This window comes from Rhodococcus sp. PAE-6, from assembly GCF_025290685.1.
In the GTDB taxonomy this organism is placed as follows: Bacteria; Actinomycetota; Actinomycetes; order Mycobacteriales; family Mycobacteriaceae; genus Rhodococcus; species Rhodococcus pyridinivorans.
Genome location: NZ_JAOCLZ010000002.1, coordinates 540,521 through 555,476 on the forward strand (window position 1 = coordinate 540,521; position 14,956 = coordinate 555,476).

At 68.3% G+C, this 14,956-nt stretch carries 16 protein-coding genes and 1 tRNA gene; 14 read left to right on the forward strand and 3 right to left on the reverse strand.

All coding sequences use genetic code 11. From position 1 onward, the window contains the following. Positions 1-4: 4 nt before the first annotated feature. The 6 genes from glp (at position 5) to NVV99_RS07205 (ending at position 4,480) form a co-directional block, all read left to right on the forward strand. Positions 5-1,258: a gephyrin-like molybdotransferase Glp gene (gene glp, locus NVV99_RS07180; RefSeq protein ID WP_024103192.1), complete on the forward strand. Its 1,254-nt coding sequence runs from the start codon at positions 5-7 to the stop codon at positions 1,256-1,258. Further along, positions 1,258-1,893, forward strand: coding sequence for a GNAT family N-acetyltransferase (locus NVV99_RS07185; RefSeq protein WP_019288787.1), 636 nt, complete (start codon positions 1,258-1,260; stop codon positions 1,891-1,893). Before glp ends, NVV99_RS07185 begins: the two co-directional genes overlap by 1 nt. Before the next feature lie 256 nt (positions 1,894-2,149). Continuing rightward, a complete protein-coding gene (gene glpR / locus NVV99_RS07190) occupies positions 2,150-2,968 on the forward strand; it encodes a gephyrin-like molybdotransferase receptor GlpR (protein WP_024103194.1) in 819 nt (272 codons plus the stop codon). A gap of 163 nt (positions 2,969-3,131) precedes the next feature. Further along, positions 3,132-3,204, forward strand: a tRNA-Ala gene (locus NVV99_RS07195). 101 nt (positions 3,205-3,305) lie between these two features. Continuing rightward, the gene (locus NVV99_RS07200; protein ID WP_153811617.1) at positions 3,306-3,449 is read left to right on the forward strand and encodes a hypothetical protein; all 144 of its coding nucleotides are present in this window, start codon (positions 3,306-3,308) and stop codon (positions 3,447-3,449) included. A 182-nt stretch (positions 3,450-3,631) separates the two neighbouring features. Beyond that, positions 3,632-4,480 (forward strand): SDR family oxidoreductase, encoded by an 849-nt coding sequence (locus NVV99_RS07205; RefSeq protein WP_024103196.1) that lies wholly within the window; start codon positions 3,632-3,634, stop codon positions 4,478-4,480. A gap of 61 nt (positions 4,481-4,541) precedes the next feature. Here the strand turns inward: NVV99_RS07205 and NVV99_RS07210 are convergent, their stop codons facing one another. Beyond that, entirely contained in the window at positions 4,542-5,009 is a 468-nt protein-coding gene (locus NVV99_RS07210; protein ID WP_006553798.1) for an FABP family protein, read from the reverse strand. Between the two features lie 100 nt (positions 5,010-5,109). On the opposite strand from NVV99_RS07210, the gene arcA reads away from it, so the two are divergent. Next, entirely contained in the window at positions 5,110-6,321 is a 1,212-nt protein-coding gene (gene arcA, locus NVV99_RS07215; protein WP_006553799.1) for an arginine deiminase, read from the forward strand. A gap of 7 nt (positions 6,322-6,328) precedes the next feature. Here arcA and arsC read toward each other — a convergent pair whose 3' ends face one another. Beyond that, positions 6,329-6,676, reverse strand: coding sequence for an arsenate reductase (glutaredoxin) (gene arsC / locus NVV99_RS07220; protein ID WP_024103198.1), 348 nt, complete (start codon positions 6,674-6,676; stop codon positions 6,329-6,331). Between the two features lie 150 nt (positions 6,677-6,826). On the opposite strand from arsC, the gene mscL reads away from it, so the two are divergent. The 5 genes from mscL to NVV99_RS07245 all read left to right on the forward strand — a co-directional run bounded on the left by mscL (position 6,827) and on the right by NVV99_RS07245 (position 10,708). Beyond that, positions 6,827-7,276, forward strand: coding sequence for a large conductance mechanosensitive channel protein MscL (gene mscL / locus NVV99_RS07225; protein WP_006553801.1), 450 nt, complete (start codon positions 6,827-6,829; stop codon positions 7,274-7,276). 12 nt (positions 7,277-7,288) lie between these two features. Next, positions 7,289-7,651 carry a GntR family transcriptional regulator gene (locus NVV99_RS07230; protein ID WP_039583790.1) on the forward strand — a complete coding sequence of 121 codons (363 nt, stop codon included), beginning with the start codon at positions 7,289-7,291 and terminating at the stop codon, positions 7,649-7,651. Between the two features lie 114 nt (positions 7,652-7,765). Continuing rightward, positions 7,766-9,376, forward strand: coding sequence for a BCCT family transporter (locus tag NVV99_RS07235; RefSeq protein ID WP_006553803.1), 1,611 nt, complete (start codon positions 7,766-7,768; stop codon positions 9,374-9,376). Continuing rightward, the gene (locus NVV99_RS07240; protein ID WP_193903275.1) at positions 9,373-9,819 is read left to right on the forward strand and encodes a hypothetical protein; all 447 of its coding nucleotides are present in this window, start codon (positions 9,373-9,375) and stop codon (positions 9,817-9,819) included. Before NVV99_RS07235 ends, NVV99_RS07240 begins: the two co-directional genes overlap by 4 nt. Before the next feature lie 88 nt (positions 9,820-9,907). Continuing rightward, a complete protein-coding gene (locus NVV99_RS07245) occupies positions 9,908-10,708 on the forward strand; it encodes a hypothetical protein (RefSeq protein ID WP_064255735.1) in 801 nt (266 codons plus the stop codon). A gap of 31 nt (positions 10,709-10,739) precedes the next feature. On the opposite strand, the gene NVV99_RS07250 is transcribed toward NVV99_RS07245, so the two are convergent. Then, positions 10,740-12,245, reverse strand: a complete 1,506-nt coding sequence (locus NVV99_RS07250) for a dolichyl-phosphate-mannose--protein mannosyltransferase (protein WP_197481803.1) — start codon at positions 12,243-12,245, stop codon at positions 10,740-10,742. Between the two features lie 95 nt (positions 12,246-12,340). Between NVV99_RS07250 and rsmI the strand changes: the two genes are divergently transcribed. Continuing rightward, a complete protein-coding gene (gene rsmI / locus NVV99_RS07255) occupies positions 12,341-13,228 on the forward strand; it encodes a 16S rRNA (cytidine(1402)-2'-O)-methyltransferase (protein ID WP_260782782.1) in 888 nt (295 codons plus the stop codon). A 196-nt stretch (positions 13,229-13,424) separates the two neighbouring features. After that, complete coding sequence (locus NVV99_RS07260) at positions 13,425-14,828, forward strand: sodium:alanine symporter family protein (protein WP_041803560.1); 1,404 nt, start codon at positions 13,425-13,427, stop codon at positions 14,826-14,828. Positions 14,829-14,956 lie beyond the last annotated feature (128 nt).

Consider the following 14,956-nt stretch of genomic DNA (forward strand, 5'->3'; position numbering starts at 1 on the left):
CGGTATGCGGTCGGTTGAGGATCAGCAGGCCAGGGTCACGGCGGCGGCAGTCGCACCCCGGCCGGTCCGGGTGGCCATTTCCGAGGCGCAGGGTCTGCTGTGCGCGGAGGAAGTGGTCACCGAGCGACCCCTACCCGGATTCGACCAGGCGGCGATCGATGGCTACGCCGTGCGCAGCGTCGACCTCCAAGCCCCGGCCGAGACCGACGGCGGGTCCGCGCCCGCCGAGGTGACGCTGCCGGTCGTGGGCGAGGTGCGTGCCGGTTCGCGTCAGCCGATCCGCCTCCAGCCCCGTCAGGCGGTGCGCGTCGACACCGGTGCGCCGCTGCCGACGCTCGCCGACGCGGTGCTGCCGCTCGACAACACCGACGGCGGTGCCGCGCGCATCAAGGTGCTCGAACCGGTGCGGTCCGGCGACTACGTGCGCCGCACCGGCGACGACGTCCAGCCCGGCGACATCGCAGTGCGGGCCGGGACGATCATCGGGGCCGCCCAGGTAGGTCTGCTCGCCGCGGTCGGCCGCGACAAGGTGCTCGTCCATCCGCGCCCGCGACTGTCGGTCATCTCCGTCGGCGGCGAACTCGTCGACGTCGACCGCACCCCGGGGCCGGGACAGGTCTACGACGTCAACTCCTACGCGCTGGCCGCGGCCGCGCGTGACGCCGGAGCCGACGTCAACCGGGTCGGGATCGCCAGTACCGACCCGAAGCGGCTGCGCGAGGTCGTCGAGGGTCAGCTGATCCGCGCCGAGATCGTCGTGATCGCCGGGGCCGTGGGCGGCGGCGCGCTCGAGGAGGTCCGCGAGGCGCTGTCCGATCTCGGCGAGATGGGCGTCGAGCGGATCGCGATGCATCCGGGCTCGGTCCAGGGCTTCGGACGTCTCGGCCGCGACGAGGTGCCGACCTTCCTGCTGCCCGCCAATCCGGTGAGCGCGCTCGTCGTCTTCGAGGTGATGGTCCGGCCGCTGATCCGCATCGCGCTCGGCCGTCGCCAGCCGATGCGCCGCGTGGTCTCGGCACGCACGGTCGCCCCCATCACCTCGATCCCCGATCGCAAGGGTTTCCTGCGCGGCCAGCTCATGCGCGACGAAACGACGGGCGACTATCTCGTGCAGGCGCTCGGCGGCGCCGCGGGTTCGTCGTCGCATCTGCTCGCCACCCTCGCCGAGGCGAACTGTCTCGTCATCGTCGATCCCGAGGTCTCCGAAATCCGCACGGGAGACCCGGTGGACGTGGCGTTCCTCGGGCAGCGTGGTTGATGTCCCGTCATCCCGGCTGGCCGGCGGAGCTCGGGCCGCTGCGGGTGGCAGGGGGCGTGGTGACCGTCCGATCGATCCGACTGCGCGACGCCGCGGCGTGGAGCCGTCTGCGTCTGCGAGATCGCGCGCATCTCGAGCCGTGGGAGCCGACCGGTGAGGCGCCGTGGGACATGCGGCACCACATCTCGGTGTGGCCGGGGCTCTACCGGAGTCTGCGCTCGGAGGCCCACAAGGGCCTGATGCTGCCGATGGCCATCGAGCTGGACGGCAGATTCTGCGGGCAGCTGACGGTGGGCAACATCGTGCGCGGAGCGTTGCGCTCGGCCTGGATCGGCTATTGGGTGGAGAAGGAGGTCAACGGCCTCGGTGTCGCGACCGCCGCCGTCGCCCTGGGCCTCGACCACTGCTTCGGCCCGGTCGGGCTGCACCGCGTCGAGGCCACCGTGCGCCCGGAGAACGAGGCCAGTCGCGCGGTGCTGCGCAAGGTCGGCTTCCGCGAGGAAGGTCTGCTGAAGCGCTACCTCGACGTCCAGGGCCGGTTCCGCGACCATCTGCTGGTCGCGATGACGGTCGAGGAGGTGCCGGGCTCGGTCTCGGATCGCCTCGTCCGTGCCGGTCGCGCGACCTGGTCCTGATCGCTTTCCGTCTCGAGTCGGGTTCGTCCGCTATGTAACGCAGGTTACTCGCAACTCGAGTAACAATCCCCAGCGCGTGTGGGATCTCTGTGATTAGAGTGAAGAAAGTGTCAATTGGTTTCGCGTGACTCGAGTGACGTCTGTTGTCGATCGAGTCGGCGTTTCTGTACAGGTAAACGCGGTGATGCCGTTAGCCTCATGTAGGTCGGTGGCGTCGACGGGCTGGTAGGGCGACGACTGGAGGGAGGACCACCGGATGCCGAACTCGCTTCTGTGGATCGGGCTCGTTGCCGTGTGGTTGTTCGTTCTGGTTCCCATGCTGGTCACGAAGCGTCCTCGAATCCGGCAGACGACCGACGCCGCGCTCGCAACTCGAGTTCTGCACCGCGGAGACGACGAGCCGATCACCCCTCGAGGGCCGGCCGCCGGGCACCGCAGCGATCCTCATTGGCGTCCGAGTCGTGACCGCACGCACCGCACCCCCGCGGAGGACCGCATGAACACTGAACTCGACGACAGGCCGGAGATCGATTCCGACGAGGCCGACGTCCACCACGAAGCAGCACCCGATCGTGAGCCCGTGCGCGCACACGCACCGCAACGCCGGGGCCGCGGCGGATTCGACCCGCACGCCGATGCGGTCGCCAGCGCCGCACGATACGAATTCCGGCAGCGGGCCGTCCTCGGCCTGCTGATCGCCGCGATCATGACCTCGGCGCTCGCCCTGATCGTCTCGTCGGTCATGTGGTGGCTCGCCGGTCTCGCGGCCGTGGCCCTCGTCGCCTATCTGTTCTACCTGCGGCGCCAGGTGCATCTCGAGCAGGAGATCCGGCGGCGTCGCCTCGCGCGACTGCAACGGTCCCGCGCGGGGGCCCGCGGCGGCCACGACGACGTTCCGCAGCGCCTGCGTCGCCCGGGGGCCGTGGTCCTCGAGGTCGACGACGAGGATCCGGAGTTCGAGCACCTCGATCGCTACGAGGACGACTACGGCATCGACCACGGCTACGACGTCCGAGCGAGCGACGGCGACGACGAGTCCGGCGACTACGTCGTTCCCCGCGCAGTGGGGGAATGATCGTCCTGCGACGCTTACGGCGGGGCCCGCACCGAATCTGTGCGGGCCCCGACCCGGCTTCGGAGCAGGCCGTGAAATCGCCCGTCACCTGCGCCGACACTCCGATTTCGTGATGGACGGGGTGGTTTGCTAGAGTTTGCGAGTCGGTTCCCTCGGAACCTACGGGGCTGTGGCGCAGTTGGTAGCGCGCTTCGTTCGCATCGAAGAGGTCAGGGGTTCGATTCCCCTCAGCTCCACCCCTGAAAGCCCCGCCCTCGGCGGGGCTTTCGTCGTATGCAGGGCCATTCGCTGGCGGGTCCACGCCGAACCCGGCAGACTGTGTGGCATGGACCACAGGATGAGTGACGACGAGTTGCGTCGGGCGATCCGGGTACTGCGCGAGCGCGCCGACCTCGCGCGCAGCGAGAATCGCCACGACGATGTCGAGATGATCGAGCGCACGATTCGGCAATACCAGGAGGAGATGGCCCAGCGGCTCTGAGTTTCCATCCGCCGGAGCCCAACACTCCGGCTCACAGGTCGCTTCGCTCGGACACACAAGTCGCTTCGCTCGGACACACAAGTCGCTTCGCTCGGACACACAAGTCGCTTCGCTCCGGCGCATCCGGTTCGTCCGTGGCGCGCCGGAGCGTCGAGTCGTCACGGCGAGGCTAGGGTGTCGCCATGGCGATCACCGACCTGCGCGGAACCAAATTCCTTGTGACCGGCGCGGCCAGCGGAATCGGCCGCGCCCTGGCCCATGCGGCCTCCGATCGCGGGGCCCGGCTGGTGCTCACCGACCTGCAGGAGGAGGCCCTCGACGAGGTCGTCCGCAGCGTTCGTGAACGCGGCGGCACCGTGCTGCACTCGGCCGCCCTCGACATCTCCGACTACGAGGCCGTCACCGCCTTCGCCCGCGACGTGCACGAGGCGTGCGGGTCGCTCGACATCGTCGCCAACGTCGCCGGAGTGTCGGTGTGGGGCACCGTCGACCGGCTGCAGCACGAGCACTGGAAGCTCATGGTGGACGTCAACCTCATGGGGCCCATCCACGTCATCGAGAACTTCGTGCCGGCCATGATCGAGGCCGGTCGCGGCGGGCACATCGTCAACGTCTCCTCGGCCGCCGGGCTGCTCGCCCTGCCGTGGCACGCCGCCTACAGCGCAAGCAAGTTCGGTCTGCGGGGAGTGTCGGAGGTGCTGCGGTTCGACCTCAAGCGCGACGGCATCGGTGTCTCGCTGGTCGTCCCGGGGGCCGTGCGTACACCGCTCGTCGACACCGTGCAGATCGTCGGCGTCGACCGTGATCGTCCCGAGGTCCGCAAACTCACCCAACGGTTCGTCCGCCACGCCGCGACTCCCGAGAAGGTGGCCGAGCGCATCGTCACCGGCATCCTGAAGAACCGCTTCATGGTCTACACGTCCTTCGACACCCGGTTCGGTTACTGGTGGGCGCGTAAGTTCGCGCCGCCCTACAACCTTGTCATGCAGGCCGCCAACGACTACTTCCGTCGCGTCGTCGGCACCAAATGAAATTCGGCGCGACATGATTCAGTGGATCCGACACCGCTCGGCGGGGCCGGAACCACCTGAATCATTCCGGCGCGCGGTGCAGCTCGGCGTGCAGATGATGCGTCAGAGGGGTGTCGGCGTGGGCCATCCAGAAGTCGTAGACCAGCACGTCGCCGTCGACCTCGAAACGCCGCCGGACCTCGTGTACGGGCTTGGCGTCGGGTGAGCGCTCCAGGGTGAGGGTGGTGAAGTCCAGCACGCCGCCCTCCGGCCGGGCCCGCTGGATCTCGACGAACCCGGTGGGCTGCGAGACGAGCAGTTCGACGTCGTCGCCGCTGCGGCGCAGGTAGCCGTTCTCGGTGTGCAACGGGCGTCCCTCCGTGCGGTGCCGCGTACGGCTGACGTACATCAGGAAGGGCTTTCCGGGAATGGTGGCGAACTCGATCGTCTCGTCGTACGCGAAGTCGTCGATGGTGCGGTAGTGGCCGTCGCCACCTCCGGTCCAGCGCCCGGCGAACGGTGCCAGGCACCCGAGCGGGTCGTCGGCCATGAAATCTCCCTCGTGTTCTCGGTGTGTTCTTCGCAATCGTTGCCGCCGTACTCGACGCGCCTGACCCGGATGCCGCCGTCCTGCGCGATACCGTGAGCATATGAGTCATCGCTGGGGTGTCGAGTCCGAAGTCGGTGAACTCCGCGCCGTGATGCTGCACCGGCCCGGTGCCGAACTCGAACGCCTCACGCCCCGCAACAACGACCAGCTGCTCTTCGACGCCCTGCCGTGGGTGGCGCGCGCCCAGGAGGAACACGACGCCTTCGTCGAGCTGCTGCGCAGCCGCGGGGTGGAGGTGTTCCTGCTGGCCGACCTGCTCACCGAGACACTCGAGGCCAGTGGCGCCGCGCGGGTGCAAAGCGTGTCGTCGGCCGTCGACGCACAGCGTCTCGGTTATGCGCTCGCGGAGGAGCTGACGGGCCATCTGCGTGCCCTGCCCGCTGCCGAGCTCGCCCGGATCCTCATCGCGGGCATGACCTTCGACGAACTGCCCGCGGTGGGCAACGGCGCTGCCCCGTCCCTCGTGCGGCTGATGCACCACGGTTCCGATTTCGCGATCGCACCGCTGCCGAACCTGCTCTTCACGCGCGATTCGTCCTTCTGGATCGGCTCGCGCGTGGCGATCCCCAATCTGGCGCTGCCCGCGCGCCGGCGCGAGACCAGCCTCACCGACCTCATCTACGCCTTTCACCCGCAATTCCTCCACGTGCGACGCGCGTACGAATCGCACACCGCGCCCGTCGAGGGTGGCGACGTGTTGCTCCTCGCGCCCGGCGTCGTCGCCGTGGGGGTGGGGGAGAGGACGAGTCCGGCCGGTGCGGAAGCGTTGGCGCGCAGTGTCTTCGATGACGAGCTCGCGCACACCGTGTTGGCGGTCCCGATCGAGCAGCGCCGGGCGTCGATGCACCTCGACACCGTGTGCACGATGGTCGACGTCGACGCGGTGGTGATGTACCCGGCGATCCGGGACAGCCTCCAGGCGTTCGCCATCCACCGCGAGAACGGCGCGGTGCAGATCTCGGGGCCGCGCCCCTTCCTCGAGGCCGCCGCCGACGCGATGGGGATCGAGAAACTGCGTGTCATCGACACCGGTCTGGATTCCGTTGTCGCCGAGCGTGAGCAGTGGGACGACGGGAACAACACGCTGGCCGTGGCGCCCGGCGTCGTCGTCGCCTACGAACGCAATGTCGAGACGAACACCCGCCTCGAGGATTCGGGGATCGAGGTACTGCGGATCGCCGGGTCGGAACTCGGTTCCGGCCGCGGCGGTCCACGATGCATGTCGTGCCCGCTCTCGCGGGCGGTCCTGTAACTCCTCGTCAGAGGATCTCGCGCACCTTGTCGACCGGACGCGCGAGCACGGTGCCCTTGTCGGTGACGACCAGCGGACGCTCGATGAGGATCGGATTCGCGACCATCGCATCGAGCAGTTCGTCCTCGGACACCTCGGCCAGGTTCAGCTCCTTGTAGAGCGATTCCTTCTTCCGGATCGCTCGACTCGGTGTGAGACCTGCCGCATCGAGCAGCGCCTGCAGTTCGTCTCGGGAGGGCGGAGTCTCGAGATATTTGATGACCGTGGGTTCGAGTCCGTTCTCCTTCAGCAACGCCAAAGTGTTGCGTGACGTGCTGCAGCGCGGGTTGTGATAGATCGTCGCCGTGATTGCCATGGCCCGATTCTGCCCCGGCGCAATCCGTAACCCACTGCCACCCGCCGCCGTGTTGCCCGATTCGTCCCTGTTGAAGCCGGTGGGCAGCGTTACTACGATCTCCGCGCACTGAAGTTTTTCGAATTCTCACCAGAAAAGGCACGGAGCACGATGCTCAAAGGTTTCAAGGATTTCCTGCTGCGCGGAAATGTCGTCGAACTCGCCGTCGCAGTGGTCGTCGGCGCAGCGTTCACGTCCATCGTCACGGCGTTCACCGATCACATCGTGAACCCGCTGGTCGCTGCCGTGGGTGGCGACAATGAGATGGGCTTCGGCTTCCGCCTGCTCTCGTCGAACGACGCGACCTTCGTCAACCTGGGCGCCGTCATCTCCGCGGCGATCAACTTCTTGATCATCGCGGCCGTCGTCTACTTCGTGCTCATCGTGCCGGTCAACGCGGCCAAGGCCCGCTTCGCGCCGGAGAAGGAGCCCGAGGACGAGCCGCTGAGCGAGACCGATCTGCTCATCCAGATCCGCGACCTGCTCGAGACCGGGAGTTACAATCACGCCCCTGCCGAGGTGCCCTCGGCCGAAGCGCCCGTCAAGGTCACCGAGCGCTGATAACCTGCGAGAATGCTCGACCTCGCCATCGATCCAGACTCGCCTGTCCCGCCGTTCGAGCAACTGCGGCGACGCATCGTCGACCTGGTCCACGATGGTGAGCTGATCGCTGGTACCAAGCTGCCCACCGTCCGGGGCCTCGCCGACACCCTCGGCATCGCTCCGAACACGGTCGCCAAGACCTACCGGGAACTCGAGAAGGTGGGTGTGCTCGAGGCCCGGGGGCGGGCGGGGACGTTCGTCGCCGACACGGGCGATCCCACCCGCACGCGGGCCCAGCGATCCACCAACGAGTACGTCACCGAGGTGAGGGCACTCGGGATGTCCGACGAGGAGATCCTCGAGTTCGTCTCGGCCGCCCTGCGCGCGGGTTGACTTGCCGATCTTCGGGTTCGTGCAGAGAATGCACGGCGCGTCCGGAATGTGATGATTTTCTCGGGTTCGACGATTCCGCTCCGCAGGCGCCCGAAACTTGCAAGGTTTGTTCGCATGAATGTCCCTGGTGATCGGCCCGGGTCCGAGGAGATCGACGAGGTCTCGGGCGCCCGTGCTTCTGAAGTAGCCGCGTCCGCGGCGCATCCGCCGCAGACCGACAAAGTGGTCTTCGGAGTCGCTGCCGCGCTGGTCGCGGCGATCGTGGTGTGGGGCCTGGCCGCCACCGACAATTTCGGGACCGTTACCGGGAACATCCTCGACTGGATCGTCGTCGAGTTCGGTTGGTTGTTCGTGCTCACGGCGAGCGGATTCGTATTCTTCGCGCTCTGGCTGGCGGTGAGCCGATACGGCCGCATTCCGCTCGGCAAGGACGACGAGAAGCCGGAGTTCCGCACCGTCAGCTGGATCTCGATGATGTTCGCCGCCGGCATGGGCATCGGCTTGATGTTCTTCGGTGTCGCCGAACCGCTCTCGCACTTCGTCGAGCCGCCACCGGGCAGCACCGGCGGCACCGGCGTCGCGATGGCGACCTCGATGTTCCACTGGAGCCTGCATCCCTGGGCGATCTACGCCGTGGTGGGTCTGGCCATCGCCTACGGCACCTTCCGCAGGGGTCGCAAGCAGCTCATCAGCTCGGCGTTCATCCCGCTGCTGGGACGCCGGGCCGAAGGTCCGCTCGGCAAGGTCATCGACATCCTCGCCCTGTTCGCGACCCTGTTCGGCACCGCGGCGTCGCTCGGCCTGGGCGCGCTGCAGATCGGCTCGGGCTTCGAGGTCACCGGCTGGCTCGAGACGGCCGGAGTGATGCTGCTCGTCGCGATCGTCGCACTGCTCACGCTCGCGTTCATCGCCTCCGCGGTCACGGGTGTCGCCAAGGGCATCCAATATCTGTCGAACATCAACATGGTGCTCGCCGCGATCCTGGCGATCTTCGTGTTCGTGCTCGGACCCACCGTCTTCATCCTCAACCTCGTGCCCACCACCCTCGGTGCCTACGCCGCGGAGTTCGCCCGCATGTCGGCGCGCACGGCCGCCTCCAACGAGGCCGCAGGTGAGTGGCTGTCGAGCTGGACGATCTTCTACTGGGCGTGGTGGGTCTCGTGGGCGCCCTTCGTCGGCATGTTCCTCGCCCGCATCAGCCGCGGGCGCACCATCCGCGAGTTCATCGTCGGTGTCATCCTCGTCCCGAGCCTCGTCAGCCTCATCTGGTTCTCGGTGTTCGGCGGCGCCGGTATCGGACAGCAGCTGGACGGCCTGGACATCGCGGGTGCCGACAGCGTCGAAGGACAGCTGTTCGGGGTGCTCGGCAACCTCCCGCTCACCGGCATCGCCACGGTCGTCGCGATGCTCCTCATCGCCATCTTCTTCATCTCCGGAGCGGACTCCGCGTCGATGGTGATGGGCAGCCTCAGTCAACGCGGCACCCTCGCGCCGAATCGCGGCGTCGTGGTCTTCTGGGGCGGACTCACCGGCGGTGTCGCGGCCCTGCTGCTGTGGAGCGGCGGCGAGGAAGCCCTCAACGCCCTGCAGACGATGACGATCATCGCGGCAGCTCCCTTCCTCCTCGTGATGATCGGTCTGTGCGTGTCGCTGTACCGGGATCTGCAGCGCGACCCCCTGATCACGGGCGGGCGCAGGAAACGGACACTGCGCAAGGTCGAATGACCGAGCGGTCCCACATCGAGGACGTCGAGTTCCTGCTCGACGTCCTCGATGCGCGTCCGGGCACGTCCGTCCTCGCGATCGAAGCCGGGCCCGCCTCCGCCGTGGTCGCCGAGAACGTCGGTCCCCACGGCCGCGTGCGCGTGGCACCCTCGGTGACCCGCGCCCACGAGTTCGCGCAGTGGGAGAAGTTCGACCGCATCTACGCACTCGACATCCCCGACCTCCGCGAGGACACCGCCGCCGCGGCCGCCCTCGCGCCGCTGCTGACCGACGACGGACAACTGTGGGTGATCGACGGGGCAGGACCGGGGGAGGACACCGGAACCGTCTCGATGACCGTGAGCACCGTTCTCGCACGCGCAGGATTCGCGATCGTCGACATCCTCGAACGCGGATCGCGAGTCGCGGTGTGGGCGGCGGTCGGACGACGGCATCACGGGTGACACACGACGCCGCGTGCCTGCGGTGAGTTGTCGCCCACCCCGAGTACGGTGTCGCCTGCCCGGCAGTTGCTCTTCGAGAGGAGTGCGCGTGACCGACACCGACCGATTCGACGAGGCCCTCGACCGCGATTGGTCCCGTTACGCCTCGCAACTGGCCCGGCGCATCTCCGAACTCGCCGGACCCGACGCCTTCGAACTGCACGCCGAGACCGCCTCGGGGCCCGCGGCCTGCGTGCGGGTGCTCGCGAGCGCCGGGGGACACGCCACGATCGAGGTCACCGGATCCGAGCCGGTCACCAGGCCCGTGTCCGAGGCCGACACGCTCGCCCGGCACATCGTGTCGGTGCTGCGCGGTCGCGGGAAGGTGCCGCATCCGGCCTTCTTGCAGGCACACCCGCCCTCAGCCCTCGGCGACCTCCGCGAACGCGTGAGCGATGCGCTCGCGCACGCCCTCGGCCGCCCTGTGCCGGTCGACGCCGATGGCGACTTCGTCGTCGTCCTCGACTCCCATGTGGTCTTCGTCGTGATCGACGACGACGGCAGCATCCGGCTGTGGGCACCGCTGCTGCACGCGATCCCCGAGGACGACACCCCGGGAGCCGCGCCCACCGGCGGTCGCACCCACGCGCTCGCCGAGCTCACCGAACTGAACCGGACGTGGCCGCACATCAAGGTGGTGCTCGTCGAGGACCGGCTTGTCGCCACCGTCGACCTGCTCGGCGATCCGTTCGTGCCCCGCCACCTGTCCGAGCTGCTCCAACGACTCAAAGTCTTCCTCACGGTCGTCGACGAGCGATTCGCGCGCCGCTTCGACGGCATCCGCTACGGCTCCGACAGGGACCGCGACGTCGAGCTGGCCGAGGGCAGCGTGCTCGACGAACCCAACTGAGCTCTCCTCGGGACGAGCGACTGCGCTCCGCTCAGCGCCAGCTGGGGAGCCACAGCTGGTCGTTCCAGTGCTCCGGGGTGATCGGCAGCGCCGTGAGAATCGGCCACAACCACACGAAGTTCGCGATGACGAGCCCGACATACAGGCACACCACGAGCAGCCCGGTCGTCCGTCGTTCCGTCGAGGCATGCGGCGACCCGAGGATGTCGCCGAGCACCAGCGCGACACCCATCACCAGGAACGGCGCCATCGGCACCGCGTAGAAGTAGTACATCTGCCGGTCGAGGCTCGCGAACCACGGGAGGATCCCCGCGCCGTATCCGGTGAGCACCGCGGCCCACCGCCAGTCGCGGCGGACGAGCAGCTGCCACAGTCCCCATCCGAGCACCGGCACCGACACCCACCACAGCGCCGGCGTTCCGATCAACATCACGGCCTTGACGCACTGCTCGGCGTCGCATCCGCTGATCCGCTCGCCGTCGGCGAAGTAGTACAGCATCGGCCGCAGGCCCATCGGCCACGTCCACGGCTTCGACTCCCAGGGATGCTGGTTGCCGGCCGAGTTCGTCAGGCCGGAGTGGAACTCCAGGACGCTCGCGCTGTAGTACCAGAGTGACCGCAGCGCGTCGGGCACGAACGAGAACATCCCGTCGTGGCCGATCCGCGAGCCGACCGCGTGACGGTAGACGCCGGTCTCGCTCGTGAACCACGCCCAGTAGGTCGACAGGTACACCCCGAGCGGGACGAGCACGAGGGCGTACAACGCCGGACCGATGTCGCGCAGGGCCGTCCCGATCCACGGTCGCTGCACCCGGTACGCGCGACGCGTCGCGAGGTCGAAGGCCACGGACATCAGCCCGAAGAACGCGATGAAGTACAGACCCGACCACTTGGTGCCCACCGCGAGACCCAGCAGGATGCCCGCACCGAAGCGCCACCAGCGCACCCCGAAACGCGGACCCCACACACTGTCGAGGACACGGCCCTCGGCGTGCACCTTCGCCATGCGGGAACGCACATCGTCGCGATCGACGATCAGGCATCCGAACGCCGCGACGACGAAGACCGCCTGGAAGATGTCGAGCATGCCGAGGCGGGACGACACGAAGGTCACCCCGTCGACGACGAGCAGCAGACCGGCGATCGCGCCGAGCATCGTCGAGCGGGTCAGCCGCCGCACGATCCGCACGACCAGCAGGACGAGCACGACGCCGGCCGCAGCGGCCGAGAAACGCCAACCCCACGCGGTGTATCCGAACAGTGCCTCGCCGAGCGCGATCATCTGTTTGCCGACGGGCGGATGCACGACGAGCCCGTAGCCGGGATTGTCCTCGATCCAGCCGCCGGTGAGCACCTGCCAGCCCTGCGGTGCGTAGTGCTTCTCGTCGAACACCGGTGTCTTCGCATCGGTGGGGTAGTTGAGCATCGTGAACCGCGTGATCGCGGCGAGCGCCGTGACGAAGGCGGTGACGATCCAGCCGCGCGCCCGATCTCCCGGAAGGGGCTCGGGTCCGGGCACCAACGGGCCGGGACCGATGAGGCGACGATCCTGCGCTGCCGACGGACCACGGCCGGGGGCCTGTGAAGGGCTGCGGTCCGTCACGGTCACGTTCCGATCGTAGGCTGAGCCGTATGCAGGCAGCCAAACCGGTCCACGGCGCGAATCCGGGAGAGGGCCGGCTCGTGCTGGCCGCCACTCCGATGGGAGATATCGGTGACGCCTCGGCGCGTCTCCGCGACGCTCTCGGCACCGCCGACGTCATCGCCGCCGAGGACACCCGGCGCACCAAGGCACTCGCCGCGGCGCTCGGCGTCACCATCACCGGGCGGGTCGTGAGTTTCTACGATCAGGTCGAGGTGTCGCGACTGCCGGGCCTGATCACCGACATCGAGGAGGGCCGCACCGTCCTGCTCGTCACCGACGCGGGCATGCCGTCGGTGAGCGATCCCGGCTATCGGCTCGTCGCGGCGTGCGTCGAGGCCGGTCTGCCGGTGACCTGCCTGCCCGGTCCGTCCGCCGTGACCACCGCCCTCGCCCTGTCGGGCCTGCCGGTCGAGCGGTTCTGCTTCGACGGGTTCCCACCCCGCAAGCCGGGCCAGCGACGCGCGTATTTCGGCACGCTCGTCCAGGAGCCTCGCGCCGTGGTGTTCTTCGAGGCACCGCACCGGCTCGCGGCCTGTCTGGCCGACGCCGTCGACGTGCTCGGCGGTGACCGTCGCGCCGCCGTCTGCCGCGAACTCACCAAGACCTACGAGGAAGTGCGCCGCGGCACGCTCGCCGAACTCGCCGAGTGGGCCGTCGAGGGCGCGCGCGGTGAGATCACCGTGGTGCTCGAAGGGGCGGTTGCCGTGGCCACCGACCCCGTCGACCTCGTCGACGAGGTGGAACGGAAGGTCGAGGACGGGATGCGGCTGAAGGACGCCTGCGCCGTCGTCGCCGAAGCGGCGTCGACGTCGTCCGGTGCGACGGTCTCGAAGCGCGAACTGTACGACGCGGTGCTGGAAGCGCGTCGCGACTGACGCGGTGCTGGAAGCGCGTCGCGACTGCCGCGGCCTGCCGCCCACCGATCGAGAAGAACGCATATCGGACGCGCCGCGGGGTCCGGGGACACTGCGTGCCACGGAAGCCTAGACTCTGCCGGGTCCCGAGCGCAGACGTCACCGGCACCGGCCGGTCGGACGCTGTCGGGGACTTCGGACGATCAGGAGGACGCGGATGGATTCGGTGAACGATTTCCTCGTCGAGGTGGGCGGGGTGGTGTGGGGGCCGTACCTGCTCATCCCGCTGCTGTTGGGCACGGGCCTCGTGCTCACGATTCGGCTGAAGGGCATCCAGTTCCGCAAGCTGTGGCCCGCACTGCGGCTGGGTCTGATCACCCGCCACGACGAAGGCGCCACCGAAGGCGACATATCCCAGTACCAGGCACTGACCACCGCGCTCGCCGCGACGGTGGGCGTGGGCAACATCGCCGGTGTCGGCACCGCGATCTACTTCGGTGGGCCCGGCGCGCTGTTCTGGATGTGGGTCACCGGCCTGGTCGGCATGGCCAGCAAGTACTCCGAGGCGTTCCTCGGCGTGAAGTACCGCACGACCGACGCCAAGGGTGAGCAGAGCGGTGGTCCGCAGTACTACCTCGCCCGCGCCATCCCCAACAAGGCCGGTCTCGTCCTGAGTCTGCTGTTCGCGGTGTTCGCCGTGCTCGCCAGCTTCGGCATCGGCAACATGACCCAGGCCAACACCGTCGCTACCCAGCTCGACGGCACCTTCGGTGTGCCGACCTGGCTCAGTGGCATCGTGATGACCGTGCTCGCCGCGGCAGTCCTGCTCGGCGGCATCAAGTCCATCGGCAGGGTCACCGCCGGCTTCGTGCCCGCGATGATCCTCCTCTACGTCGGCGCCGGCATCATCGTCCTCGCGGTCAACTTCACGCAGATCCCCGATGCCTTCGCGCTCATCTTCACCGATGCTTTCACCGGCACGGCGGCCACCGGTGGCTTCATCGGATCGGTCTTCATGATCGCTCTGCGTTACGGCGTGGCGCGCGGCATCTTCTCGAACGAGTCGGGCATGGGCAGCGCGGCAATCGCCGCCGCGGCCGCCCAGACCACCCACCCGGTGCGTCAGGGCCTGGTGTCGATGACCCAGACGTTCATCGACACGATCATCGTCGTCACCTTCACCGGTCTGGTCATCGTCACGACCGGAGCCTGGGAGTCCGGCGAGCAGGGCGCCGCGATGACATCGGCCGGCTTCGCCGACGGCCTCGGTGGGGACTGGGGTCACTGGATCGTTGCCATCTCGGTCGTCTTCTTCGCCTTCTCGACGATCCTCGGCTGGTCGTACTACGGCGAGCGGTGCGTCGAGCGTCTCGTCGGTCGCCGCGGCGTGGTGCCCTACCGCGCGATCTTCGTGATCGTGGTGTTCATCGGTGCCACCACCCAGCTCGAGGTGGTCTGGAACTTCTCGGACGTGATGAACGGCCTCATGGCCCTGCCGAACCTGATCGGTCTGCTGGTGCTGTCGGGACTGATCGCGCGGGAGACGAAGGCCTACCTGGATCGCGATCCGTATCTGTTGAACGGCCCCGTCGCGACGGACGATCCCGACGTCGTGAAGTAGGCCGGGGATACGCGAAGAGCCCCGCGTGATGCGGGGCCGAACGTATGTGGAGCATGCCTCCACGCCGACCCGGAACTACCCCTCGTCAGTCCCTATCGGCGTGGAGGCCCCCGCCCCACACTGCAAGG

Bases quoted from the DNA above. Each gene is read 5' to 3' on its own strand.
- NVV99_RS07235 (WP_006553803.1), top strand. From the start codon at position 7,766: ATGAATGTCCCTGGTGATCGGCCCGGGTCCGAGGAGATCGACGAGGTC.
- glpR (WP_024103194.1), top strand. From the start codon at position 2,150: ATGCCGAACTCGCTTCTGTGGATCGGGCTCGTTGCCGTGTGGTTGTTC.
- NVV99_RS07205 (WP_024103196.1), top strand. From the start codon at position 3,632: ATGGCGATCACCGACCTGCGCGGAACCAAATTCCTTGTGACCGGCGCG.
- NVV99_RS07200 (WP_153811617.1), top strand. From the start codon at position 3,306: ATGAGTGACGACGAGTTGCGTCGGGCGATCCGGGTACTGCGCGAGCGC.
- arcA (WP_006553799.1), top strand. From the start codon at position 5,110: ATGAGTCATCGCTGGGGTGTCGAGTCCGAAGTCGGTGAACTCCGCGCC.
- arsC (WP_024103198.1), bottom strand. From the start codon at position 6,676: ATGGCAATCACGGCGACGATCTATCACAACCCGCGCTGCAGCACGTCA.
- glp (WP_024103192.1), top strand. From the start codon at position 5: ATGCGGTCGGTTGAGGATCAGCAGGCCAGGGTCACGGCGGCGGCAGTC.
- NVV99_RS07185 (WP_019288787.1), top strand. From the start codon at position 1,258: ATGTCCCGTCATCCCGGCTGGCCGGCGGAGCTCGGGCCGCTGCGGGTG.
- mscL (WP_006553801.1), top strand. From the start codon at position 6,827: ATGCTCAAAGGTTTCAAGGATTTCCTGCTGCGCGGAAATGTCGTCGAA.
- rsmI (WP_260782782.1), top strand. From the start codon at position 12,341: ATGCAGGCAGCCAAACCGGTCCACGGCGCGAATCCGGGAGAGGGCCGG.
- NVV99_RS07230 (WP_039583790.1), top strand. From the start codon at position 7,289: ATGCTCGACCTCGCCATCGATCCAGACTCGCCTGTCCCGCCGTTCGAG.
- NVV99_RS07260 (WP_041803560.1), top strand. From the start codon at position 13,425: ATGGATTCGGTGAACGATTTCCTCGTCGAGGTGGGCGGGGTGGTGTGG.
- NVV99_RS07210 (WP_006553798.1), bottom strand. From the start codon at position 5,009: ATGGCCGACGACCCGCTCGGGTGCCTGGCACCGTTCGCCGGGCGCTGG.
- NVV99_RS07240 (WP_193903275.1), top strand. From the start codon at position 9,373: ATGACCGAGCGGTCCCACATCGAGGACGTCGAGTTCCTGCTCGACGTC.